Here is a 22,803-nt window from a genome sequence, read left to right as displayed (position 1 = left end):
AGGGCTCCGGGTCAGGCCGGAGCCACCGGCCGTCCGATCGACAGCATCAGCCGGTTCGCCCAGTTGAAGAACGCGGCGCCGTGGATGACGTCCGCGACCTCCAGATCGTCGAGCCCTGCCGCGCGCAGCCGGGCGATCTCGTGCTCCCTGAATGCGCTGGGCGTGTCGGTGAGGGCGACGGATGCCGCGACGATCGCGTTCCATCGCTCGCCCAGGTCCGCGTCCACGCCCTCCTCGAGCAGCAAGTCGACGTCGTCCGTGCGCTTGCTGTGGTGCGCGGCGAAGCGCGAGTGCACCGAGGCGCAGAACACGCAGCCGTTGCGACGGGATGCCGCAGTGGCCGCCAGCTCGCGGTCGGCACGCGGGAGCCCCTCGGCCGCGTTGTAGAAGATGTCCTTGTCGACGAGGGTCCGCGCCCTGAGCACCTCGGGGTCGCGGGCGAGCAGTCGGAAGTAGTCGTTCTTCGCCCGCGCGGCGTCGACGAGACCGTCGTGGTGCCGCTCAGTCAGCTCGTCTTCCGCGAGGGGTTCCAGGTGCGGGACCCAGCCGACCTCCCCGCGGGTGAAGGCGTGCGGGTGCGGAGCGTCGTCGTGACGGAGCACGGTCTGTTCGATGGTCATGCGGCTTCCTCTTCCTCGGAGACGGCGGTAGCGGGAGCGGTCGCCAGCCCCGCGGCCCCGAGCACGCGGAGTCCGGTGACGACGCGCTGCTGGAAGGCGAGGAACGACACCAGCTGCGACAGCGTCACGATCCCGTCGGTCGACCACCCGGCGTCGAGCAGCCGCCCGAGGTCGGCTCCCGAGGCCTCGCGGGGCCGGAACACGAGCAGGTGCGTGTGTGCGAGGGCGGCGGCGAGGCGCTCACCGATGACCGCGGTGACCGCGTCGGAGGGGACGTACCGCTCCCCCTCCGTGTTCTCCTCCTGCAGCCCCAGCTCGGTGTACGCGCCGAAGGGTCCGCTGACGGCCGCGCCGGCGGCCTCGGTGAGCACGACGCTCGCGGTCTCCGGATCCGCGTCCTGTGCGCGGTCGGCATAGAACACCGCGGTCGCGTCATCCGCTCCGGCGAGCCCCGTCGCGAAGGCGGCGACGAGCTCGCGCTCCGCCTGCGAGACGTGTTCGACCGTGACCGGTCGGAAGAGTGCGTCGAAGCTCGCCTGCAACTGCTCTCGGGTGACCGGCCGGCGACGGCGCAGCGCATCCAGCTCCGGCGTCACCTCCACGATGCGGTCCACGATGTCGTCGGTCATGCGTTCTCCTTGAGGGTGAGGGTGTCTGGGGCGGAAGGGCTGAGTGCGTAGCCGAGGGCCGGCGCGACCTCATCGGCGAAGAGGGCGATGGATCGCAGCACGTGCTCGTGCGGGGCGTCGACCGAGTGCACCTGGAAGGCCACTTCGGTCGCGCGGGCGAGGGTGGCGTCGGCGGCGAGCGACTCCGCCACCTCCTCCGGCGTGCCGAGGTGCGTGTCGAGAGCGGCGATCAACTCGTCAATGCTGTCTCCGGGGATGGTCTGCCCCTGTCGGCGGAAGCCCTCCGCCCCCCGGCGCAGCCCGACCTCGGCGAACCGCAGTGCCTCGGCGCGGTCGTCCGCGACGAACACGGTCCGCGACGCGGTGATCCTCGGCTCCACCCCGGCCGGAAGCGCCTCGAGGTACGCGTCGATGATCGGATCCTGCAGTTCGGAGAGCGGTGCGTGCAGCCGGTCGGCGCGGCGAGGCTGCGTGCGCGAGAGCAGCAGTCCGTGCCCGTGCACCCCGGCGCGGTGCCCACCGGGCGCCGAGAAGGTGGCCTGCCAGATGCGGTCGGCGAGATCTCCGGCATCCGGGTAGAGCGTGTTGCCCGCCCCGATGTCGCGACCCGCCAGCCCGTCGAGCAGCGTGCGCAGCTTGCGGTCGTAGGTCGGTGCCTTGTCGCGTACGTCCTCCCCGAAGGGCACGAACGACGACGGTGTCCCCCCGCTGCCGAGTCCCAGATCCACGCGCCCCCCGGAGAGCAGATCAGCGACCACGGCATCTTCGGCCACCCGCACCGGATCCTCCAGCGGCAGGGTGATGACCCCGGTTCCGAGCCGGATGCCGCGGGTCACGGCGGCCACGTGGGCGAGGAACACCAGAGGGGACGGCAGCCCGCCCTCGGCCGCGTGGAAGTGGTGTTGGGCGACCCAGGCCCGCCCGATCCCGTGCCGCTCGGCCTGCTGGATCTGCGCGGTCGCGAGCGCATACCTCTCGACAGGTGCAGCGTCGTCGAGCAGGCGGGTGAAGAAGGCGACGGTGGGTGCGGTGGTCATACGACGGTCTCCGTTCGTCCGGGGACAGCGGCGAGCAGCTCCCGGGTGTAGTCGTGCTGCGGGTCGCGGAAGAGTTCCTCCGTCTGCCCTTCCTCGACGATCCGGCCACGACGCATCACCGAGACCGTGTGGCTGATCCTGCGCACCACCGCGAGGTCGTGCGAGATGAACAGGTACGTGAGTCCGAGCTCGGACTGCAGCGAGGTGAGCAGCTCGAGGATGCGCGCCTGCACGGTCACGTCCAGCGCTGACACCGCCTCGTCGAGCACCACGACCTCCGGATCGATCGCGAGCGCCCTGGCGATCGCGACGCGCTGTCGCTGGCCGCCCGAGAGCTCGCGCGGAGTGCGCCTCGCGACGTCGGCCGGGAGCGAGACCCGGTCGAGGAGGGCCAGCGCCCGTTCTCGGCGCTCGGCGCTCGATCCGACGCGGAAGTTCTGCAGCGGCTCCGCCACGATGTCGATGATGTGCTGACGAGGATCCAACGAGGCGAACGGGTTCTGGTAGACGAGTTGCACGCGTCGGCGCAGCGCGCGCAGCTGTTCGCGCTTCGCGTGGGTCACGTCTTCGCCGTCGACCTCGATCGTGCCGGCGTCGGGCTGATGGAAGCGCGTGACCAGCCGCGCCGTGGTCGTCTTGCCTGACCCGGACTCCCCGACGAGAGCATGAGTGGTGCCCCGACGCACGCGGAACGAGACGTCGTCGACCGCGCGGAAGCGCTCGCGCCCCGCGACGCGGAACTCCTTCACGAGCCCCTCGGCCACGATCGCATAGGGGTTCTCCGCGGCGACGGCCGCCGCGTCCCGCAGGAACGGCGGCGCCTCCGGGCGGCGGAATCCGGTCGTGAATGCAGGAGCATCGGCGAGCAGCTGCCGCGTGTACGGGTCGGACGGCGCAGCGAGCACCGCTGCGCTCGGGCCCTGCTCCACGATCCGGCCGTCTTTGAGCACGACCAGCCTTTCCGCGCGATCGGCGGCCACACCGAGGTCGTGGGTCACGAGCAGGATGCTGGTGCCCTCCTCACGTTGCAGCTCGTCGAGCAGGTCGAGCACCTTGCGCTGCACCGTGGCATCGAGGGCGCTGGTCGGTTCGTCCGCGATCAGCAGGCGCGGCTGCAGGGCGATCGCGGTCGCGATCAGCACGCGCTGCCGCATACCGCCGGAGAGCTCGTGCGGGTACTGGCGCGCCCGCAGGTCCGGATCGTCGATGCCGACGCGGTCGAGCAGCTCGATCGCACGCGCGCGACGCGAACGCCGGTCCCGGTGTCCGTGCAGGCGCAGGATCTCCTCGACCTGCGCGCCGATCGGACGCACCGGATCGAGCGAGGTCGTGGGGTCCTGCGGCACGAGGCCGATCTCCGCGCCGCGGATGCCCCGCAGCGCGCGATCGGTCCATCCGGAGATGTCGAGGTCTCCGAGTGCCACGGTCCCGCCATCGACCTTCCCGCCGGCCGGAAGCAGACCGAGGAGCGCATGAGCGGTCGTGGACTTGCCCGATCCCGACTCGCCGACGAGCGCGAGGGTCTCGCCCTCCTCGATCTCGAACGAGATGCCGTGCACGACTTCGCGACCCCCGTAGGAGATCCGCAGATCCGTCGCAGCCAGAACGCTCATCGCGTCCCCCTTCCGATGCGGTGGCTGATGCGGTTGGCGCTGAGCACGACCGCGACGACGACGAGACCGGGAAGTGCCGTGAGCCACCAGGCGGTCCCCACGTAGTTGCGTCCTTCGGCGATCAGCAGCCCCCATTCCGGGGTGGGCGGCGGGGCGCCGTAGCCGAGGAAGCCGAGAGTCGAGATCGCCAGGATCGCGGTGCCGAACTGCAGCGCAGCGAGCGCCACGATGGGTGTGAGCGAATTGGGCAGCACATGCCGACGCAGCACCGCGAAGAAGGTGGCGCCGCTGCCGAAGGCCGCCTCGACGTACTCGGTGCGCCGCACGCGGGCGACCTCGGCGCGCATCAGCCGGGCGAAGGCGGCGACGCTGCCGAGACCGACCGCGATGGCGGCATTGACGGTGCCGAATCCGAGCAGGATGATGACCGACAGCGACAGCAGGAGCCCGGGGATCGCGAGGAGCACGTCGACGACGCGCATGAGCACGTCATCGACCACACCGCCCACGGCCCCGGCGATCGCGCCCAGCACCGTGCCGAGCGCGAGGCCGACCGTGACCGCGATCAGCGCGCCGGAGAGCGAATGCACCGCGCCATGGACGACGCGTCCGAACAGGTCGCGTCCGAGGGTGTCGGTTCCGAACCAGTGGGCGGCGCTCGGTGGCAGCAGCTTGTCGGCCGGTACGCCGGTGAGCGGGTCGCCGGGGGCGAACACCCCGGGGATGACTGCCCAGAGCACGGCGAGCGCCACGACGGCGAGCGCCAGATACAGGCCCCAGGCGCGGCCGCGCAGACGACCACGCCGCCGAGGTGCCGGCGCTTGCTCCTGAGGGATCGGTGCCGGCACGGCTCCGGGCTCGACGCTCGTCTCGGCGATCACGGGAGCGGTCATGCAGACACCTCCTGAGGTGCGGGCTTCGAGGCGGCGAACGCGGCGGATGGGCGGGAGCGCGTGAGCGTCCGCTGGCGCGGGTCGATGAGCGGGGTGACGAGGTCGACCGCGAAGCTGATGACCACGAAACCGAGAGCGGAGAGCAGCACGACGCCCTGCAGCACCGGGATGTCCTGGTTCGTGACGGCCTGCTCCGTGAGCCTGCCCACTCCCGTGCGACCGAACACGGTCTCGGTCACGACCGCTCCCCCGACGAGCTCTCCGAACAGCACGCCGGCGATGGTCAACGTCGGCACCGCGGCGTTGCGGGCGACCGAGCGCGTGAGCACCCAGAGCGGCGGCGCGCCCTTCGCGCGCACCACCGTGACGAACGGCTGCGCCTGCACCTGATCGATCGCCCGGACCAGCACCTGCGCCAAGGGCGCCGAGATCGGCACCGCGAGGGTCAGCACGGGGAGGATGAGCCCGCTCGCCGGGTCGGCCCCGACGATCGGCACCCAGCCGAGTCCGAAAGAGAACACCTGGATGAGCAGGATGCCCAGCCAGAACACCGGCACGGCGACGAAGAGGCCGGGGATCTGGCGCAGACCATCACGCAGCCAGGCGAACGGCGCGAGGGACGAGAGCCCCGCGATCAGGACCGCCAGCAGCAGCGCGACGAGGAGTCCGAGCGACGCGAGCAGCAGTGTCGCCGGCAGCGCCTCGGCGAGCATCGCCAGCACCGGCGTGCCGAACTGCGTCGAGAATCCGAAGTCCCCGGCGAGGAAGCCGAGCCCTGCGTGCACGTACTGCTGCCACCAGGGCAGGTCGGCACCGTACGTGGCGCGGATGCTGTCGAGCTGATCCGGCGACAGCCCGAGGCTGGGGTCGGAGAACTTGATCAGGATCGCATCGCCCGGCAACAGCTGCAGCAGGAAGAAGGTGGCCGTGAAGGCCGCGATCAGAACGATCGCGGCCTGCCCGGCTCGTCGGAGGACGAAATTCATCGACGCACCATGCCGATCAGTGCTCGGAGAGCCAGACGCCGGAGAACGTCGGGCGCCCCACCGACTCGAACGCGACGCCGTGCACATATGTCGCCGTGCCGTACACCTGCGGCTCCTCGAACAGCGGGATGACGTAGGCCTGCTCGGCGATGTAGTCCTGCACGGCCTGCGACGCGGCGACGCGCTTGTCGGCGTCGGGCTCGGAGGCCACCGCGAGGAGCAGCTCGTCGAGCTTCGCATCCTTCGAGATGAGCACGTCGCGGTTCTTCGTGAAGTACTGGCTCTTGATCACGTCGAGATCCGCCCGGCCGACCATCGAGTGGTAGAAGCCGGTCTTCAGCGGGTCACGGGTGTCTTCGGCGTAGCTGCCGGCGTCGCCGGGCTTGACGGAGAGCTCGACACCCACCTTCGCCAGCTGCTGCGCGACGAGTTCGAGGGTCTGCTTCGACAGGGGCTGGGGCTTCGCCTCGTAGACCGTGATCGCGAGACGCTCGCCGTCCTTCTCGCGGATGCCGTCGGCACCGGGCTTCCATCCGGCCTCGTCGAGCAGCTTCTCGGCCTTCTTCGGGTCGTACTCGTAGTGCTCCGACTCGTCCTTGTAGCCGAGGGCCTGAGAGGACAGCACCGAGGTCGCCACCGGGTAGTTCTCGGTGAAGAGCGTGTCCACGACCTCCTGCGCATCCACGGCGGAGATGATCGCCTGCCGGACGCGGATGTCGGAGAGCAGCGGGTTCTCGGGGCGGAGGGCGATCGAGTTGTTCACGCCGCGGGTCTGCGGGGCGTAGAGCGTGAAGCCGGCCCCCTCGACGCGGTCCTCGTCGAACGCCTGCACGTAGCGGACGTAGTCGGCCTGGCCTGCGAGCAGCGAGCCGATGCGCACCGAGTCCTCCGGCGTGATCAGCACGTGCACGGCATCCAGGTAGGGGCGACCGTCGTTGTCGACGCTGTCGGGGCCCCAGTCGTAGTCGTCGCGGGCGGTGAGCGTGTACTCGGTGCCGAGCTTCTCTCCCGTGACGGTGAACGGCCCCGAGCCGATGATCTCGGCCGCGTTGCCCGCACCGAAGTCCTCGATCGTGCCGTCGAGGGTCGCAGGCGACAGGAGGCCCGAGTTGATCGTCGAGGTCGCCTGCAGGAACCCGGGCGACGGCGCCGAGAAATGGAATGTGACGGTGTCCTCGTCGACCACCTCACTGCTGGCGTAGTTGTTGATCGCCTCGGAGACAGTGAGTCCCCGCTCGGCATCGCCCAGCCCGTAGGTATCGAAGTTCTTCTTCACGGCCGCGGCGTCGAGCACCGTGCCGTCCGAGAACGTGACGTCGGGGTTCAGGTTGAACGTGTACTCGGTGGCGTCGTCGTTCACGGTCCAGTCGGAGGCGATCCAGGGCTCGATCTCGAGCGTTTCCGGATTCTGCCAGGTGAGACGGGCCGCGATGTTGTTCACGATGCCGCCGTTCGGGTAGAAGCCGGCCTGCGGCGGGTAGAGGTTCGTGTACGCCTGGTGCTCGAGGTAGGTGAGCGTTCCTCCTGTGACGGGGTCGCCGCCTTCGGCAGGCGAGTTCGCCGGTGCGGGCGTCGACGCGCAGGCGGCGAGGCTGCCCGCGAGGACGAGCGGCAGCGCGATGGCGGCGGCGCGGATGAGACGACGGTTCATGGGTGGGCCTCCAGGATTCGGGTGCGGTGCTTCGGGTGCTGTGGTGTGCTTCTGGTGCTGTGGTGAGGTGACTTCACCGTAGGAATCGCGGTTCCTCCGGCGCGAGGTGGCCGACTCCGGATGTCGCGTGGCGACACGCGTGGTCACGCGTCGACATACGAGGAAATGCGCAGACGGTCGCGGAGGGTCGCTCGGGTGCTCTCCTGCGCGTCTCGCAGCAGGCCGCGACGACGCAGCTCGGGAGCCGCCTGTCGCGTGAAAGCCTCGAACTGCGCGGGCTGGAACGCCGACAGCACGTTGAACCCGTCCGCGGCGCCCTCCTCACGCCAGGTCTCGAAATGATCGGCGATCGTCGCCGCGTCTCCCACGACGAACGCCGCCGGCACCGCATGCGCGGCGACCAGGTGCCGCCATGTGAGCGGATCGCCGTTCCCGATGCCCGATCCCGAGACCTTCGATGCGGAGACGCGCAGCCCGGCGATGATGCCGAGGCGCTCGATCAGCGCGGCGCCGCGCTCTCCCAGCCGCAGGGCCTCCGCAGAGGTCACGGGGGCGTCGAAGGTCGAGGTGCGCAGCGGGTCGTCGAGCGGGACGTCGAGTGCATCGGCGAGCGCGGCGACGGTGCGATTCGACGGGAACGCCGTTCTGGCCGCCTGGTGCCCCTCGGCCAGCGGCACCAGGGCGAGCAGCCGCTCCACGATGCGTCGCGCGTCGGCATCCGTGTCCGCGACGACGGGAAGCACCGGGGCGATCACCTTCAGCGCATCCGGCGATCGTCCGGATTCCGCCGCGATGTCACGCAGCAGTCGACGGGTCGCGATCGCATCGGCCAGCGTGGGCGCGGCCGTCAGCGCGAGATCGGCTTCGGTGGCCGCGAGCGCCCTGGAGCGCGGCGACGTCCCCGCGTGCACGATCGGGATCTGTCCCTGCGGCGGGCGGGCGACGTTGAGCGGTCCCGTGACGCGCACCTGCGTTCCCCGCAGGTCGGCGGCGCGGAGTGCCTCCGGGTCGATCAGCACCCCGCGGTCGGCGTCGGCGATCCAGGCGTCCTCGCCCCACGAGTCCCACAGTCGGCGCAGTGCCTCGACGAACTCCTCCGCCCGGTCGTAGCGGGACTCGTTGTCGGCGTGCTCCTCGCGGCCGTGGTTGCCCGCTGCACGCGGCTCGGCGCCGGTGACGAGGTTGATCCCGGCACGGCCTCGGGTGAGCACGTCGAGGGACGCCAGCGAGCGTGCCGTCGTGTACGGGTCGGCGTACGTGGTGTTGACCGTGGCGATCAGGCCGATCCGCGAGGTCACCCCCGCGAGGAAGAGCACGGCGCTCACGGGATCGATGCGGGCCAGCAGGTATGGGTCGCGGAACTCCAGATCCGGGCCGGTGGCGAGCCAGTCCCCGAAGAAGAGGTAGTCGAGGCCGGCGTCCTCCCCCTCCCGCGCGATGTGCCGCAGGATGTCGGCGTCGGACGCGGGATCACGATGCGCGCCGGGCTGCCGCCAGCCCGAGGGGTACGCGCCCAGGGTGCGCACCATGGCGCCGATGATGAGGGGCTCGGTCATGGCGTCACGGTAGGAGCCGTCGAGCCTCCGCTGCCAGGGCGCCGATGCCGGGCGTCACGGGATGTAACAGTCCGTCACAGCCGGCACACCCCCTACGCTGAGACCATGACAGGTCTTCGGTGGGGAATCCTCGCGACCGGCGGTATCGCCGGCGCATTCGCGTCCGATCTGAGAACCGCGGGGCTCGACCTCGTGGCCGTCGGGTCCCGCTCGCAGGAGTCGGCGGACGCGTTCGCCGCCCGCTTCGACATCCCCCGCGCGCACCCCTCGTACGAGGCGCTGGTGTCCGATCCAGACGTCGACATCATCTACGTGTCGACGCCGCACCCCATGCATCACGAGAACGCCCGGCTCGCGCTCGAGAACGGCAAGCACGTGCTCGCCGAGAAGGCGTTCACGCTGAACCGCGCGGAGGCGGAGGATCTGCAGGCGCTTGCGGCCGAACGCGGCCTGCTCGTCATGGAGGCGATGTGGACCCGCTACCTGCCGCACATGGTCCGCATCCGCGAGCTCATCGCCGACGGCGTCCTCGGCGAGATCCGCGCAGTGAACGCCGACCACACGCAACTGCTGCCCTCCGACCCCACCCACCGCCTCAATGCCCTCGAGCTCGGCGGCGGCGCGCTCCTCGACCTCGGGATCTACCCGATCTCCTTCATCTGGGACATCCTCGGCGCACCGACCACGCTCCACGCCGTCGGCCGGCTCGTGGAGACCGGAGCCGACTCCGAGGTCGCGACCGTCATGACGCACGAGGGCGGAGCGATCTCGACCAGTCTGTCGTCATCGCGCGCCGCCGGACCCAACGTCGCGAGCATCATCGGCACGGCCGCCCGCATCGACATCGATGCGGTCTGGTACAGCCCGACCACGTTCCGGGTCGTCCTCCCCGACGGCACCGTTCACGAGACCTACACGTCCGAGGTCGAGGGCCGCGGGATGCAGTACCAGGCACTCGCCGCCGAGCGGCTCGTTCGCGACGGCATCCTCGAGGGCGACATCCTGCCCATCGCCGAGAGCGTCGCCATCATGGGCGCTCTCGACGAGATCAGAGCGCAGATCGGCGTCCGCTATCCCCGTGAGGAGGTCTGATCATGGCCGAGACCACCGATGCCCGCGTGGCCGTCTACCTCGACTTCGACAACATCGTCATCTCCTGGTACGACCGCGTGCACGGACGCAACGCCTACGGCAAGGACCGTCAGCGGATCAGCGAGAACCCGAACGATCCCGAGGTCACCGACCGACTGAGTCGCGCGATGATCGAGGTCGGCGCCATCATCGACTACGCGGCCTCGTTCGGCACCCTGGTGCTCACGAGGGCCTACGCCGACTGGTCGTCTCCCGTGAACGCCGAGTACCGTTCGCAGCTCGTGGCGCGCGCCGTCGACCTCGTGCAGCTGTTCCCGGCAGCCGCCTACGCCAAGAACGGCGCCGACATCCGCCTCGCCGTCGATGCGGTCGAGGACATGTTCCGGTTGCCCGACCTCACGCACGTCGTGATCGTGGCGGGCGACAGCGACTACGTGCCGCTGGCTCAGCGGTGCAAGCGTCTCGGACGCTACGTGATCGGCGTCGGAGTGTCAGGCTCCACAGCCAAGTCGCTGGCCGCCGCGTGCGACGAGTTCGAATCCTACGACTCGCTTCCCGGTGTGGTCCGCCCCGTGAAGGCGGCGCCCGCCGTCGCCGCGAAGGCCGAGGCCGTCGCGGAGCCCGCGCCCGAGGCTGTGCCCGATGTCGCAGACGCGGTCAAGGCGAAGACCCCGCGCCGGGCGAAGTCGAAGGCGGCCGCACCCAAGGTCGAGGAGCCCAAGCTCGACGAGCAGGGCGAGGCGACCCAGTTGCTCGAGCGCGCGCTGCGTCTCGGCCACGACAAGGCCGACGCCGACGAGTGGCTGCACAGCTCAGCGGTCAAGACGCACATGCGCCGCATGGATCCGTCCTTCAGCGAGAAGGCCCTCGGCTACCGCTCGTTCTCCGATTTCCTGAAGTCGCGCGACGACATCGCCGAACTCGAGGAGACCGGGCACGAGCGACTCGTCCGTCTGCGCGAGCCCGCCGCCTGATCGACGCGCTGCCTGATCAGCACGCGCGAACCTGCCCCCTGATCCGGTCGGTGGCGACGAAGGCTCGGTGATCCGAACCTCCGCCGCCACCGCCACCGGCTGCGATCAGAGCGTCGCTTCGAACGGGTCGAAGTCAGAGGCGATCGAACCGACCTGATCGAGCGTGCTCTCGACCTCGACGAAGCTGCGCGATTCGGCGGCCTCCTCGATCGACAGGAGCGTGTCGAGCACGTGGTAGCCGAACTCCCCCGTCGCCACGTGCGGGCGACCGGCGGCGATCGAGCGTGCCATGTCGAGCAGCCCCACGCCGCGGCCGGAGAGCACACCCTCCTGCTCGACGTCGATGATGTCCTGCTGGACGGGCTCCGGTGGGATGAACAGACGCGTGAGCGGTCGGGTGATCGAGATCGCGCCGCCGAAGGTGTTCGGGTCGGGGATCACGATGGTGCCCTCGGTGCCGGTGATCTCGACGATCCCCTGCCGGATGACGGGCGAGTCGGTGCTGTAGACGCTCTGCGCCTGGCCTCCCTGCTCGAAGTCCATCAGCACGCTCAGGGTCGACGGGATCTCGACCGGGAACTCCTGACCGGCCAACTCGCCGACCTGCACACGCCGCGTCGGCGTCCCCTGCAGCCCGAGGGCCGCGACCGAGGCGACCGGGCCGAAGACGTGCACGAGGGCCGATACATAGTAGGGGCCCATGTCGAGCAGCGGGCCCGCGCCCTTGGCGTACAGGAATGCGGGGTTCGGGTGGAAGATCTCCGGCCCCGACCACTGGAACGTGGTCTGCGCGAACAGCGGACGGCCGATGTCGCCGCGCGCGATCGCCCGCTTCGCCGTCTGCACACCCGGTCCGAGCACGGTATCGGGGGCGACTCCGATGCGGAGACCGGCCGCATCCGCCTTCTCCAGCAGTCGGCGGGACTCCTCACGGCTCACGCCGATCGGCTTCTCGGTCCAGACATGCTTGCCCGCCGCGATGATCGCCTCGGACACCTCGACGTGCACGGCAGGGATCGTGAGGTTCACGACGATGTCGATCTCCGGATCGGCGAGCACCGCGTCGACGCCTCCGGAGCGCGGGACGCCGTATTTCTCGGCTTGCGCCTGCGCGCGGTCCTCGAGCAGGTCGCCGATCGCGAGGACGCGCACATCCGGGAACGTCGTGAGGTTCGACAGGTACTGATCGCTGATGTTCCCGGCGCCGATGATGCCGACGCCGACGGGGCCGTCCTCGAACGAACGGGTGGCGCCCACCATCAGCCGGCGACCTTCTCGTCGAGGTACACCCGGCTGCGCTCGATGGCGTCGAACAGGTCGCCCTCGTAGTGGTCGAACTCCACGATCGCGAGCTCGAGGGCCGGAGCCGCGGCGATGGCCTCGACGAGCGGAACGGATCCTTCGCCCGCGGCCACCTGGTCGGCGGGCGGGTAGGCGCCGGCGAGCGCGGGGTCGAGCGTGCCGTCCTTGGCGTGCACGGCCACGACGCGGCTGTCCAGACGCTCGAGCAGCGCGACGGGGTCGACGCCGCCGCGGGCGACCCAGTACAGGTCGACCTCGAGCACGACGCGCTCGTCGAGGAGGCCCGCGAGGACCTCCAGTCCGGTGACGCCGTCGAACACGGCCTCCAGCTCGTGTGCGTGGTTGTGGTATCCGACGCGCACGCCCACGGTCGCACCGATCTCCGCCGCCTCGTTCAGCAGTCGCGCGGTCTGCTCGATCTGCTCGACCGACTCCCAGCGCGCGGGCTCGGTGTACGGATCGATGACCGTGTCCATGCCGAGCACCTTCGCTGCGGCGAAGACCTCTGCGGGCGACGGCACCGGCACCGTGGTGCCGCTGCCGTCGGGGTTCACGAACGACTCCGACGCCAGGAAGGCGTGGCCGGACGGGGCGACCATCCCGGCGGTGGACAGTGCGGCAGCGAGGGGCTCGGCGCGGCGGACGAAGTCATAGGGCTCCACGGCGGTGAATCCGCGGGCGGCGACCGCCGCCAGGGAGGATTCGAGGTCGGCCTCCAGCTCGTCCTTGATCGTGAACAGCTGCAGGGAAGTCCGAATCGTCATCGGTCGTGCTCCTTCGGTCATCGGTGACGTGGCGGGACCGCTGTCCCGTGCAGGCACGCTATCACCAAATACCTCCATGCGGAAGTTTTGATTGGCTAGACTCGCCACATGCCCCCCGACACGTCCGATCACGCCGATCCTCCCCGCCCACGCGGCGCGTACGCCAAAGGGATCGCTCGACGACAGGAGATCCTCGATCGCGCGATCGAGGTCTTCGCCGAGCGCGGCGCGGACCGCACGAGCCTGCGGGCGATCGCTCGCGAGGTCGGGGTCACCCATGCGGCGCTCACGCACTACTTCGGCTCGCTCGAAGAGCTCCTCGTCGCCGTCTACGAGGAGAGCACGGTCCCGTCCCGTCAGTCCGGCTCTCCCCCGGAGGATGCGACACCGGTGGAGATGATGATCGAATCCGCGCGGACCAACCGCGCGATCCCCGGCCTCGTCCAGCTCTACTCGACCCTCGTCGCCACCGCTCTCGAAGAGGGACACCCGGCGGCCCGCACGTTCGCCACCGGTCGCTTCAGCCGCCTCCGCGCCCGACTCGCCGACGTCGTCCGTCGCCAGCAGGAGGACGGCCGGATCCGCGACGATATCGACCCGGATGCGGTCGCCGCCCTCGTCGTCGCGGCATCCGACGGCTTGCAGACGCAGTGGCTGCTCGACGAGACCGCACCGCAGCACGAAGCGCTCGCGCTCCTCGACCGACTGCTGCGACCCGCATCCTGAGCAGGACGTGGCGCGGATCGGGACCCCGACGACCGGGCTAGGCTCGAAACGTGACGCCCGTGCCGCAGTCTCCCTACGCCCGGGCGCTCGGCGAGCGCATCGATGAGCTGCATCCCCGGCTTCGCACGTACTTCGAGGCGATCCCCGACGGCGCCGTCGGCATCGGCGATGGGGTGTTCGGGCGCGTCGGCACCCCGCGGCGATGGCTGTGGCCGTTGCTCCGGCTGCTCGAGCGCCGCGGGGTGGTCGCCGCAGGATGGGAGCGCGATGTGCCGTTCCGCGTGGAGAATCGGACCATCGCGTCGAGGGCCATCGGAGAGCGCACCTTCCAGTTTCGTCACGGCGCGTGGACCATGCGCGACGCGGCCGCACTCACGCGACACGGTCGCGTGGTCGACGAGCTCGGAGAGCCCGCCCTCCTCGCCGCCTGCTTCGATGTGGACGTCCACCACGGGGCCCTGCACCTCACCAGTCGCGCGGTCGGCCTGCGTCTCGGACGCCTTCGGGTGCGCCTCCCGCGTGCGGTCACCCCCGTGATCCGCCTCACCGAACGCTTCGACGACGCCCTCGACCGTCAGCGCATGTCGCTGACCGTCGACGCGCCGCTGCTGGGCCGCGTGTACGAGTATCGAGGCGACTTCACTTACCGCATCCACCATTCCGAGACGGAGCAGATGGCATGAGCGCAGGACGGGTCGTGGTCGGCGGGTCCACGGGTTTCATGGGCAGATTCCTGCTGCCGCGGTTCCGCGCCGAGGGCCGTGAAGTCGTCACGATCTCCCGTTCGGGCGCCGACATCCGCTGGGGCGACCAGGTCGAGATCGACCGCGCCGTCGATGGCGCGGCCCTCGTGGTCGGCCTGGCCGGCAAGAGCGTGAACTGTCGTTACACACCGGAGAATCGCGCGGAGATCTTCCGCTCACGCCTCGACACGACGGCATCCTTGAGCACCGCGATCGCCCGCGCCTCGACGCCGCCGGCGCTCTGGGTGAACTCCTCGACCGCGACCATCTACCGTCATGCGGAAGACCGTGCCATGACCGAGTCGACCGGCGAGATCGGCACCGGGTTCTCGGTCGAGGTCGCCAAGGCCTGGGAGAAGGCCCTGTTCGCCGACGACCTCCCCTCCACGCGACGCGTCGCGCTGCGCAGCGCCATCGTCCTCGGCCACGGCGGTGTCCTCGGTCCGGTGAAAGACCTCGCCCGGCTCGGGCTCGGCGGATCCCAGCACGACGGACGATGGCCGGTCAGCGCTGCGCGTCGGGCCGCAGGCACCGGCCACTTCCCCGGCGCCCGTCGCGGCCGCCAGCGCTTCAGCTGGGTGCACATCGAAGACGTGGCCCGCATCATCGAATTCCTCGAGCAGACGCCTTCCCTCGAAGGGCCCGTCAACGCCGCATCTCCGCACCCGGTCGACAACGTCGAATTCATGGCGACGGTGCGTCGGGTGCTGGGCGCGCGCATCGGTGTGCCGATGCCGCGGTGGATGCTGGAACTCGGAGCGATCGGCATGCGCACCGAGACCGAGCTGATCTTGAAGAGTCGGTGGGTGTTGCCGGAGAAGCTCACCACGGCCGGATTCGAGTTCCGATACCCGACCCTCGAAGAGGCGATCCGCGAGTCGTTCGACCGCGAACCCGCTGCTTAGCCGGCGTTCGCCGCCCCGGCGGGCCCCTCGCCGTCGGTGCCGCGCTTCTTCTCGATCTCCTGGCGCAATCGCCACTCCTCGATCTCACGGTCGAGGTCGGCGATCTGCTGCTCCGTCGTGCGGGTGTCCCTGGGTGGCGCCGGACGCACATCGGTCGGCGTCGCGGGTCGCTCGGCTCTCCGCATCCGCGGCATCTGGATGCCGGACTCGCCGTAGTCACGCCCGAGCCCGAACCACAGCAGGCCACCGATCAACGGCAGCAGGATCACGATGATGATCCACGCCAGCTTCGGCAGGAACTTCACCAGCGAGCTGTCCCGCGTGATGATGTCGATCAGTGCACCGATCATCAGCGCGATGACGAGGAGCGAGAACAGGAACGACATGAGTTCAGGGTAGACGACGCCGCGCCGTGCCGCTCGGGCTACGGCAGCAGATGCCCGCCGGCGCGGAACAGTTCGTACCACTCGGGCCGCGTGAGCGTGATGTCGGCTCCGGCCGCCGCGTCCTGCACCCGCTGGGGTGTGGTGGTACCGAGCACGACCTGCATACCGGCGGGGTGGCGAGTGATCCACGCGGTCGCGATGGCGATCGGCGCGACGTCGTACGCCGCTGCGAGGCGATCGATCACGGCGTTCAGTTCCGCGTATTCGGGGTTGCCGAGGAACACCCCGTGGGAGAACCCGTCCTGGAACGGCGACCAGGCCTGGATCGTGATGTCGTTGATGCGGCAGTACTCCACGATGCCACCGCCGTCGCGCACCACGCTCTGCTCCTGCCCGGCCATGTTGGCTGCGACCGGCTGCGCGATGATCGGCGCGTGCGTGATCGACAGCTGCAGCTGATTCGCGACCAGCGGCTGCCGGACCGCCGTGCGGAGGAGGTCGATCTGGCGAGGCGTGTGGTTCGAGACGCCGAACGCCCTGACCTTGCCCGCGCGCTCCAGGTCGTCGAACGCGCGCGCCACCTCGTCGGGCTCGACGAGCGCGTCGGGGCGGTGGAGCAGGAGCACGTCGAGGCGGTCCGTGCGCAGCGCCGCGAGCGAGCCCTCCACCTGCGCCAGGATGTGCGCGTACGAGAAGTCGAACATCCCCTGCGAGGGCACGATGCCGCACTTCGTCTGCAGCACGATCTCGTCACGCTCGGATGGGGTGAGCTGCAACGCGTCGGCGAACCGCGCCTCGCAATGGTGCATGCTGCCGCCGTAGATGTCGGCGTGGTCGAAGAAGTCGATGCCCGCCGTCCGCGCGGTGCCGTACAGCGTGCGGATGTGAGCATCGTCCTTGTCGTCGATGCGCATCATGCCGGCGATCACGGCGGGGGCGGTGGCTGATCCGAACGGCACTGTCTTCATGCGCATCACGCTACCGCCCCGCACCGACGTCGTCAGGAATCTTCGGTCGCGGCGCCGGGAATCAGCGCCGTGACCGGAACGCCGAGGACTCCGGCGATGCGCGCGAGGTCGACCACCGTGAAGTCCTCCATGCCGTCGAGCAGATTCCCCAGGGCATCGGGGTCGATGCCGGAGCGCGCGGAGAGCTCGGAGAAGGACACTCCGGCGTGGAACCGGGCCCCGTCGACTTCGGATGCCAGCAAATGACGCAAGTCTGTCCCCATACGCCTACACTACCGCCACGAACGAACCCGCATGGTGGTCGAATGGACCAGAATGGCAGCATTTTGGCGTCGTCTCGCTGCTATGGTGAGCCGGGTGAAGACACCTGCCGAGGATTTCAACGACGCTGTCGGGCGCCAGATGCGTGCCGAGATCGCCGCGTCGCGCAGCAGCATCGCCGCCATGGCGCGCACCATCGGGATCGCGCGCAGCGCACTGGACAACTACGTGACGGGCAAGCGTGCGATCCCGGTCCCCGTCGTCTACGCGGTGTGCGCCGATCTCGGTGTCGAACCCCACGTGCTGCTGGCACGCGCGGAAGAACGTCTCCGCGCCGACGGAGAGGCCGTCGCGCGCATCACGCCGATCCGACGCGCGCCCGATGTCGCCGGCCCGCGCGAAGATACCCGAGAGGTCGCCTTCGAATCCGGTGTCCGCCACGACGCCGACACCGACGACCTCTACGAATAGGCCGGACACCGCTCCCGGCGCGAGATCGGCACGGGAGGAGTGACCATGCACCACCTTCTCCGGCTCGCCGATGAACAGCGGGTTCGCGTCGTCGAGCGGACCGGTCGAACGCGCGGGGGCTACGACCCCGCGACTCGCACGATCCGCCTCAGCCCCGGCATGAGCGTCCGCACCACTCGCAGCGTGCTCGCGCACGAGCTCGGACACGCCGCTCTCGGCCACGTTCCCGCCCCGACCCCCGCCATCCGCGCCCAGCAGGAGCGCCAGGCGGATGAATGGGCGGCGTCGCAGCTCATCACGCCGCGCGCCTACGCGGAAGCAGAAGCGGTTCGAGGTCCGCATCTCGCGAGCTTGGCCTTCGAGCTGGAGGTCACGATCGAGCTCGTCACGGCCTACCAGCGGCTGCTGCGTCAGACGATCCTCGTCGCTGGTTGAATATCGTCATGCCCTTCCTCGTCACGCCCTCCCCTGTCACCCTGACCGGCGAACTCGTCGAACTCCGTCCCCTCGAACGCGCCCACGTCGATGGACTGATCGAGGCCGTGGAGGAGGGCGACCTGTGGAAGACGGCCTGGTACACCTCGGTACCCGCACCCGATGGTGTCGCCGCGGAGGTCGAGCGCCGGCTCGGGCTCGTCGAGAAGGGCGAGATGGTCCCTTTCACGACGTTCGACGCCACTGGTCGCATCCTGGGACTCACGTCGTACTACGACATCGTCGCCGACGTTCCCCGGCTGCACATCGGCTTCACGTGGAACCGACCGTCGGCACACGGCACGGGCACGAATGCCGAGTCCAAGCTGCTGCTGCTCCGGCACGCGTTCGAGACGCTGGGAGCCTTCCGCGTGGGCCTGACCACGCAATGGGTGAACTTCCAGTCGCGCACGGCGATCGAGCGGCTCGGCGCCAAGCAGGACGGCGTCATGCGGGCCATGAGCCGCTACCGCAACGGCGCGCTGCGCGACAGCGTGGAGTATTCCATCATCGAGCCGGAGTGGCCCGCTGTCAGGGCGAACCTCGAAGCGAGGCTCGCCAGACGACGGTGAACCGTCGACCGTCGGCGGTCAGCCGCCACGCTTGACGACCTGCGGACCGCGGGGAGTCACTCGGTGGCGTTGCCCGACCAGTTGTTCGACCGGCGGGTGGCCGAGCCGCCCTGGCGGAAGAGGAAGGCCATGGCCAGGGTCACCAGCAGGAGGCCACCGCAGAAGGCGAGAGCCTGGAACGCCGGCAGCCCGAACGAGATGCCCATCAGCAGGATCCCTCCGATGAAGAGGATCATGAAGAAGAGGAAGCTGAGGATCACGGGATCTCCTGTCGTCGGTGCCGTCTACCAGGATAGCCCGGACTCGGAAACCCCCTGTGCATGTTCTTCCTCGTCTGGTCTGCTCGGAGCATGAAGACACCACTGACCGCCGTCGCCATCTCCTGCACACTCAAGCCGTCGCCCGCGCCCTCCAGCTCCGATCTCCTCGCGACGCAGCTGCTCGACGGCCTCGCCGACCACGGCGTCACCGGTGACGTGGTCCGCGCCGTCGACCTCTCCCTCAGCCCCGGTGTCGAGAAGGACATGGGTGGCGACGACGAATGGCCCCAGATCCGTCGGCGAGTGCTGGACGCCGACATCCTCGTCCTCGTCACCCCCACGTGGATGGGGCAGCATTCGAGCGTCGCACAGCGCGTGCTCGAACGCCTCGATGCGGAGCTCGGCGAGACGGACGCCCGCGGCCGCCCCACCCTGTTCGACAAGGTGGCCATCGCGGGCGTCGTCGGGAATGAAGACGGCGCGCACCACATCGCGGCGATCCTCTTCCAGTCGCTGAACGACGTGGGATACACGGTCGCCGCACAGGGCTCGGTCTATTGGAACGGCGAGGCGATGCACACCGTCGACTACAAGGATCTCGATGAGACACCCGAGAAGGTCGCGTCGGCCATCGGGACGGCGACGAGGAACGCCGCACACCTGGCCCGACTGCTCAAGGCGCAGGAGTATCCCGCGGAGTGATCTCGGTCACTCCGTGAGGTCGAGTGCCCATTCGTTCACGGTCAGCTCGGCACCGCGGAACTCCTCTGTGAAGCTCCCCGCCAGGGTGAATCCGTTGCGGCGGCACACCCCGTTCGATGCCGGGTTCTCGACCCCGGGAAATGCGGTCAGGAAACGTCGTCCCTCGCGATGCGCACGGGCGTCGTCGATGAGGAGAGCAAGGGCGGCGGACGCCACACCGTGCCCCTGCGCCTCAGGCCGGACGAACCATCCCGTCTCGAGCGCAGGCTCTTCCCGCCAGACGACGTGCCAGTACCCGATCGATCCGAGTGCTCGCGCTCCCTCGTCTTCGATGACGAACATCCGCGCTTCCCCGGAGGCGACCAGCCGCAGGTAACGGGCGTGCCGCTCGATGATCTGGTCGACGCTCTCCGGGCCGTTGATGTGCGCCGTCATCTCCCGGGTGTTGGCCGCGTGCAGCAGTCCGAGGTCGTTCTCGGACCAGATCCGGAGTCTCAGGTCTTCCATGCTCGGATGCTGCCACAGGCCTCCGACACCGCCTTCAATGTGAGGGGGGCTCCGCATCGTGTGTGCTCAACGTCGGGTGCGCTCAGTGTGCGGGTGCGCGTGACGCCGGCTCCGACGCACTCCGGAACGTGACGACCTCGTCGCGCCGAGCCTTCTCGACGATGAGTCCCGCCAGCTCGAGTCGTCGAAAAACCCGCCGAGGCAGTGCGGGAAGCTCGGCGGAGAAGCCGCGCGGCGGCGTGGCGAGCCCGGCGAAGAGCGACAGGTCGACACCGGTGCCACGCACCTCGATCCGCGCGTAGTCGCTGCGGCACCGCCAGCGCAGGAATTCGAGCCTCCGGAACGGGATCGTGTGGAGCTGATCGCCTACCCGTACACGCAACTCGTCGTTCCCGAAGGCGACCGCGCACTGCGCTGTGCGTCGGCGCAGGATCGCCATGAACAGGAGGTACACGGGAAGCCCCAGCACGATTCCCATGAGGACGATCGCGATCCGCGGTCCCATCCGCATCACGATGTCGTCGAGTCCGATCAGCAGCGCGACGCCGAGGAGTCCGACGACCACGACGATCCCGACGATCGCCTGCGTGAGCGTGCGCATCCGCAGCTCGATGGCGGGGAAGCGCACGATCGACCCGTCGCCGCCTTCCTCCCGTTCCCAGTCCGGCGTCACCGGCAGCGGCTTCTTCTTCGCGTCCCGACGGGCGAAGAGATCGGTGATGCGACTGAGGAGTCCGAGCCAGATCCACCCGGTCGCCGGTATCCCCGCGAGCTGCAGGACGACGGCGACCCCGCGCACCGCCTCGGGGAAGCCGTCGAGCAGGTCTCCCCCGAACTCCACCATGAGGACCAGGACGGCCCCGAGCACGATGGCGACACCGAGGTGCAGGATCGCCCCGTTGCGCGCCGGCACCATGCCCAGGGTGACGTTCACGAACGCGAAGCCGAAGCACCAGCCCCCGACCAGCATGAGCAGGAACGGGAAGAAGCTGAGGTCATCACCCGCGAGCGTGAACCCGATGGCTGCGATCAGCAGCACCGTGCCCACGACGATCGGCGCGCGCACGAACGTCCGGTTCACCTTCGCGCGCATGCGCGTCTCGGTGGCGGTCTCGTCGATCATCGGGTCGATTCTAGGTCCGGGCGCGTGTCGACGCGCTCCCGAGCATGCGCGCTCGCCTACGTCTGCGCGTGCTCGTCTTCTTCGTGGGTCCCGTGGGCATTCCTCTGCTCCTCGGTGCGCATGTCCCAGGCGGGCTTGCGAACCGCATAGAAGATGAGCGGCGGAGCGCCGAGCACGACGATCACCGCCGCCACGATCCAGGGATACAGGGCCGGCGGGAACGCCGTGAACCCTTCCGGCGGGATGAAGGCGAACACGAAGGCCGCGAGGCTCGCCAGGAATCCGATGCCCGCCACGAGGTTGATCGCAGGAACACGGTAGGCCCTCTTCACGCTCGCCTGCGTCCGCCGCAGGACCATCGCCGAGGCGAACATCATCATGTACATGATGAGGTACAGGGCTGCGGCCATGTCGATCAGGGCGACGAACGCCGCACTGACGTTGGGGACGATGATGAAGATCGCCGCCAGGGCGGTGACGATCGTGCCCTGCAGCATCAGGATTCCGGACTGCACACCGGCCTTGTTCTTCTTCTGCAGCAGTGGGGGCAGCAGCCCCGTCTCCGCCGCGGCGAGAACACCTTTGGACGGTCCGACGATCCAGGTGATCACGGACGCCAGTGCGCCGGCGGCGATCAGCGCGGACACCGCCGCCGTCGCCCACTGACCCACACCCCAGTGCGAGAAGTACTCCTGGAACGCGAGCATGATGCCGTTGGTCAGGCCCAGCTCCTTCTGCGGGACCGCAACGGCGATGGCGATCGTCGGCAGGATGAACACGATGAGGATGAGGACCGCGGAGATGAAGATGGAGCGAGGAAAGCCCCGGCCCGGGTCCTTCATCTGGTTCACGTGGACGGCGTTGACCTCCATGCCGGCGTAGGCGAGGAAGTTCGACACGATCAGCACGATCGATGCGATGCCGGTGAAGGGGGGAATCACCGCTTCGGGCGTGAGGGGTACCTCGCTCTTCTCTCCGCTGAACACCCAGATCGCTCCGAACACGATGAGGAGGGCTGCGGGGAGCAGGGTGCCGAGGATGCCGCCCCAGGAGCCGAGCTTGGCGAAAAGGTTGCCGCCTCTCAACGCGATGAGAGTGGATCCCCAGTAGAGGACCAGGATGACCACGGCCGTGAAGAAGCCGGAACTCGACAGGGAGGGGTCGAAGAAGACGAACGCGAGCGCTCCGGCGATGAAGGCGAGCTGGGTGGGGTACCAGACCACGTTCTGGATCCACTGCAACCACACGGCGGTGAACCCCCAGCGGTTGCCCATCGCCTCCCTGATCCAGATGTACACGCCTCCCTTCCACCCGGTCGCGAGCTCGGCGGCGACCAGCGCTGTCGGCACGAGGAACAGGATCGCGGGGATGATGTAGAGCGTGATGCTGCCGAGGCCGAACACGGCCATCGCCGGGAGCGATCGCAGGCTCGCGACCACGACCAGGGTGAGGAGGGCGAGCTGCCCCACTCCCAGGAAGGAGGTCACCGCGGAACGGGGTGCGAGCGGATGGTTCGATGCGGTCGGGGACGACTCGGCCGGTGCCGGCGACGGAGCGGAACTCTGAGGCGAGGACATGGCGGCTTCTC

At 69.4% G+C, this 22,803-nt stretch carries 26 protein-coding genes; 9 read left to right on the top strand and 17 right to left on the bottom strand.

The window, feature by feature from the left end:
- Nucleotides 1-11 precede the first annotated feature (11 nt).
- The 8 genes from GLO27_RS17710 to GLO27_RS17675 form a co-directional block, all read right to left on the bottom strand.
- A complete protein-coding gene (locus GLO27_RS17710) occupies nucleotides 12-620 on the bottom strand; it encodes an alkylhydroperoxidase domain protein (RefSeq protein WP_167256076.1) in 609 nt (202 codons plus the stop codon).
- Entirely contained in the window at nucleotides 617-1,249 is a 633-nt protein-coding gene (locus tag GLO27_RS17705) for a CMD domain protein (protein ID WP_167256074.1), read from the bottom strand. Before GLO27_RS17705 ends, GLO27_RS17710 begins: the two co-directional genes overlap by 4 nt.
- Nucleotides 1,246-2,286, bottom strand: coding sequence for a putative FMN-dependent luciferase-like monooxygenase (locus GLO27_RS17700; protein ID WP_167256072.1), 1,041 nt, complete (start codon nucleotides 2,284-2,286; stop codon nucleotides 1,246-1,248). The genes GLO27_RS17705 and GLO27_RS17700 overlap by 4 nt, the downstream gene beginning before the upstream one ends.
- Nucleotides 2,283-3,899, bottom strand: coding sequence for an ABC transporter ATP-binding protein (locus tag GLO27_RS17695; RefSeq protein WP_021199930.1), 1,617 nt, complete (start codon nucleotides 3,897-3,899; stop codon nucleotides 2,283-2,285). The genes GLO27_RS17700 and GLO27_RS17695 overlap by 4 nt, the downstream gene beginning before the upstream one ends.
- Nucleotides 3,896-4,792, bottom strand: a complete 897-nt coding sequence (locus GLO27_RS17690) for an ABC transporter permease (protein WP_167256070.1) — start codon at nucleotides 4,790-4,792, stop codon at nucleotides 3,896-3,898. The genes GLO27_RS17695 and GLO27_RS17690 overlap by 4 nt, the downstream gene beginning before the upstream one ends.
- Nucleotides 4,789-5,778: an ABC transporter permease gene (locus GLO27_RS17685; protein ID WP_167256068.1), complete on the bottom strand. Its 990-nt coding sequence runs from the start codon at nucleotides 5,776-5,778 to the stop codon at nucleotides 4,789-4,791. The genes GLO27_RS17690 and GLO27_RS17685 overlap by 4 nt, the downstream gene beginning before the upstream one ends.
- A gap of 16 nt (nucleotides 5,779-5,794) precedes the next feature.
- Nucleotides 5,795-7,429 carry a TIGR04028 family ABC transporter substrate-binding protein gene (locus tag GLO27_RS17680; RefSeq protein WP_167256066.1) on the bottom strand — a complete coding sequence of 545 codons (1,635 nt, stop codon included), beginning with the start codon at nucleotides 7,427-7,429 and terminating at the stop codon, nucleotides 5,795-5,797.
- Nucleotides 7,430-7,572: 143 nt separating this feature from the next.
- On the bottom strand, nucleotides 7,573-8,985 hold the full coding sequence (locus GLO27_RS17675; protein ID WP_167256064.1) for an NtaA/DmoA family FMN-dependent monooxygenase: 1,413 nt from the start codon (nucleotides 8,983-8,985) through the stop codon (nucleotides 7,573-7,575).
- Between the two features lie 105 nt (nucleotides 8,986-9,090).
- Between GLO27_RS17675 and GLO27_RS17670 the strand changes: the two genes are divergently transcribed.
- Together GLO27_RS17670 and GLO27_RS17665 are read left to right on the top strand one after the other, a co-directional pair.
- The gene (locus tag GLO27_RS17670; RefSeq protein WP_021199935.1) at nucleotides 9,091-10,077 is read left to right on the top strand and encodes a Gfo/Idh/MocA family oxidoreductase; all 987 of its coding nucleotides are present in this window, start codon (nucleotides 9,091-9,093) and stop codon (nucleotides 10,075-10,077) included.
- A gap of 2 nt (nucleotides 10,078-10,079) precedes the next feature.
- Entirely contained in the window at nucleotides 10,080-11,051 is a 972-nt protein-coding gene (locus GLO27_RS17665) for an NYN domain-containing protein (protein ID WP_136024188.1), read from the top strand.
- Nucleotides 11,052-11,156: 105 nt separating this feature from the next.
- Here the strand turns inward: GLO27_RS17665 and GLO27_RS17660 are convergent, their stop codons facing one another.
- Together GLO27_RS17660 and GLO27_RS17655 are read right to left on the bottom strand one after the other, a co-directional pair.
- Nucleotides 11,157-12,311 carry a Gfo/Idh/MocA family oxidoreductase gene (locus GLO27_RS17660; protein ID WP_167256062.1) on the bottom strand — a complete coding sequence of 385 codons (1,155 nt, stop codon included), beginning with the start codon at nucleotides 12,309-12,311 and terminating at the stop codon, nucleotides 11,157-11,159.
- Nucleotides 12,311-13,117: a sugar phosphate isomerase/epimerase gene (locus GLO27_RS17655; RefSeq protein WP_167256060.1), complete on the bottom strand. Its 807-nt coding sequence runs from the start codon at nucleotides 13,115-13,117 to the stop codon at nucleotides 12,311-12,313. The genes GLO27_RS17660 and GLO27_RS17655 overlap by 1 nt, the downstream gene beginning before the upstream one ends.
- Nucleotides 13,118-13,225: 108 nt before the next feature.
- On the opposite strand from GLO27_RS17655, the gene GLO27_RS17650 reads away from it, so the two are divergent.
- Genes GLO27_RS17650 through GLO27_RS17640 form a run of 3 tightly spaced genes read left to right on the top strand, consistent with a single transcriptional unit; the run spans nucleotide 13,226 to nucleotide 15,491 of the window.
- Entirely contained in the window at nucleotides 13,226-13,843 is a 618-nt protein-coding gene (locus tag GLO27_RS17650; protein WP_167256058.1) for a TetR/AcrR family transcriptional regulator, read from the top strand.
- Between the two features lie 50 nt (nucleotides 13,844-13,893).
- Nucleotides 13,894-14,526, top strand: a complete 633-nt coding sequence (locus tag GLO27_RS17645; protein WP_021199940.1) for a DUF4166 domain-containing protein — start codon at nucleotides 13,894-13,896, stop codon at nucleotides 14,524-14,526.
- The gene (locus GLO27_RS17640; RefSeq protein ID WP_136024184.1) at nucleotides 14,523-15,491 is read left to right on the top strand and encodes a DUF1731 domain-containing protein; all 969 of its coding nucleotides are present in this window, start codon (nucleotides 14,523-14,525) and stop codon (nucleotides 15,489-15,491) included. The genes GLO27_RS17645 and GLO27_RS17640 overlap by 4 nt, the downstream gene beginning before the upstream one ends.
- On the opposite strand, the gene GLO27_RS17635 is transcribed toward GLO27_RS17640, so the two are convergent.
- The 3 genes from GLO27_RS17635 to GLO27_RS17625 are packed head-to-tail and all read right to left on the bottom strand — an operon-like array spanning nucleotide 15,488 to nucleotide 17,108.
- The gene (locus GLO27_RS17635; RefSeq protein WP_021199942.1) at nucleotides 15,488-15,877 is read right to left on the bottom strand and encodes a PLDc N-terminal domain-containing protein; all 390 of its coding nucleotides are present in this window, start codon (nucleotides 15,875-15,877) and stop codon (nucleotides 15,488-15,490) included. The genes GLO27_RS17640 and GLO27_RS17635 overlap by 4 nt on opposite strands.
- A gap of 38 nt (nucleotides 15,878-15,915) precedes the next feature.
- Complete coding sequence (locus tag GLO27_RS17630) at nucleotides 15,916-16,851, bottom strand: aldo/keto reductase (RefSeq protein ID WP_029259579.1); 936 nt, start codon at nucleotides 16,849-16,851, stop codon at nucleotides 15,916-15,918.
- Nucleotides 16,852-16,877: 26 nt separating this feature from the next.
- Nucleotides 16,878-17,108: a helix-turn-helix transcriptional regulator gene (locus GLO27_RS17625; protein ID WP_243844859.1), complete on the bottom strand. Its 231-nt coding sequence runs from the start codon at nucleotides 17,106-17,108 to the stop codon at nucleotides 16,878-16,880.
- A gap of 94 nt (nucleotides 17,109-17,202) precedes the next feature.
- Between GLO27_RS17625 and GLO27_RS17620 the strand changes: the two genes are divergently transcribed.
- Genes GLO27_RS17620 through GLO27_RS17610 form a run of 3 tightly spaced genes read left to right on the top strand, consistent with a single transcriptional unit; the run spans nucleotide 17,203 to nucleotide 18,623 of the window.
- Nucleotides 17,203-17,577, top strand: a complete 375-nt coding sequence (locus GLO27_RS17620; protein WP_231479904.1) for a helix-turn-helix transcriptional regulator — start codon at nucleotides 17,203-17,205, stop codon at nucleotides 17,575-17,577.
- Between the two features lie 24 nt (nucleotides 17,578-17,601).
- On the top strand, nucleotides 17,602-18,012 hold the full coding sequence (locus tag GLO27_RS17615) for a zinc metallopeptidase (RefSeq protein ID WP_268741825.1): 411 nt from the start codon (nucleotides 17,602-17,604) through the stop codon (nucleotides 18,010-18,012).
- An 8-nt stretch (nucleotides 18,013-18,020) separates the two neighbouring features.
- On the top strand, nucleotides 18,021-18,623 hold the full coding sequence (locus GLO27_RS17610; protein WP_021199947.1) for a GNAT family protein: 603 nt from the start codon (nucleotides 18,021-18,023) through the stop codon (nucleotides 18,621-18,623).
- A 56-nt stretch (nucleotides 18,624-18,679) separates the two neighbouring features.
- Here the strand turns inward: GLO27_RS17610 and GLO27_RS17605 are convergent, their stop codons facing one another.
- Nucleotides 18,680-18,883 carry a hypothetical protein gene (locus tag GLO27_RS17605; protein ID WP_021199948.1) on the bottom strand — a complete coding sequence of 68 codons (204 nt, stop codon included), beginning with the start codon at nucleotides 18,881-18,883 and terminating at the stop codon, nucleotides 18,680-18,682.
- 90 nt (nucleotides 18,884-18,973) lie between these two features.
- Between GLO27_RS17605 and GLO27_RS17600 the strand changes: the two genes are divergently transcribed.
- A complete protein-coding gene (locus tag GLO27_RS17600; RefSeq protein WP_029259577.1) occupies nucleotides 18,974-19,585 on the top strand; it encodes an NAD(P)H-dependent oxidoreductase in 612 nt (203 codons plus the stop codon).
- Nucleotides 19,586-19,591: 6 nt separating this feature from the next.
- On the opposite strand, the gene GLO27_RS17595 is transcribed toward GLO27_RS17600, so the two are convergent.
- The 3 genes from GLO27_RS17595 to GLO27_RS17585 all read right to left on the bottom strand — a co-directional run bounded on the left by GLO27_RS17595 (nucleotide 19,592) and on the right by GLO27_RS17585 (nucleotide 22,792).
- On the bottom strand, nucleotides 19,592-20,092 hold the full coding sequence (locus GLO27_RS17595; protein WP_167256056.1) for a GNAT family N-acetyltransferase: 501 nt from the start codon (nucleotides 20,090-20,092) through the stop codon (nucleotides 19,592-19,594).
- 82 nt (nucleotides 20,093-20,174) lie between these two features.
- Nucleotides 20,175-21,215 carry a hypothetical protein gene (locus GLO27_RS17590; protein ID WP_167256054.1) on the bottom strand — a complete coding sequence of 347 codons (1,041 nt, stop codon included), beginning with the start codon at nucleotides 21,213-21,215 and terminating at the stop codon, nucleotides 20,175-20,177.
- Between the two features lie 56 nt (nucleotides 21,216-21,271).
- Nucleotides 21,272-22,792 carry an amino acid permease gene (locus tag GLO27_RS17585; RefSeq protein WP_167256052.1) on the bottom strand — a complete coding sequence of 507 codons (1,521 nt, stop codon included), beginning with the start codon at nucleotides 22,790-22,792 and terminating at the stop codon, nucleotides 21,272-21,274.
- Between the last annotated feature and the right edge of the window lie 11 nt (nucleotides 22,793-22,803).

The organism is Microbacterium sp. Be9 (assembly GCF_011754135.1).
Taxonomy (GTDB): domain Bacteria; phylum Actinomycetota; class Actinomycetes; order Actinomycetales; family Microbacteriaceae; genus Microbacterium; species Microbacterium maritypicum_A.
The sequence above is the reverse complement of the archived record's forward strand: the minus strand, read 5'-3'. Positions and strand labels throughout refer to the sequence as shown.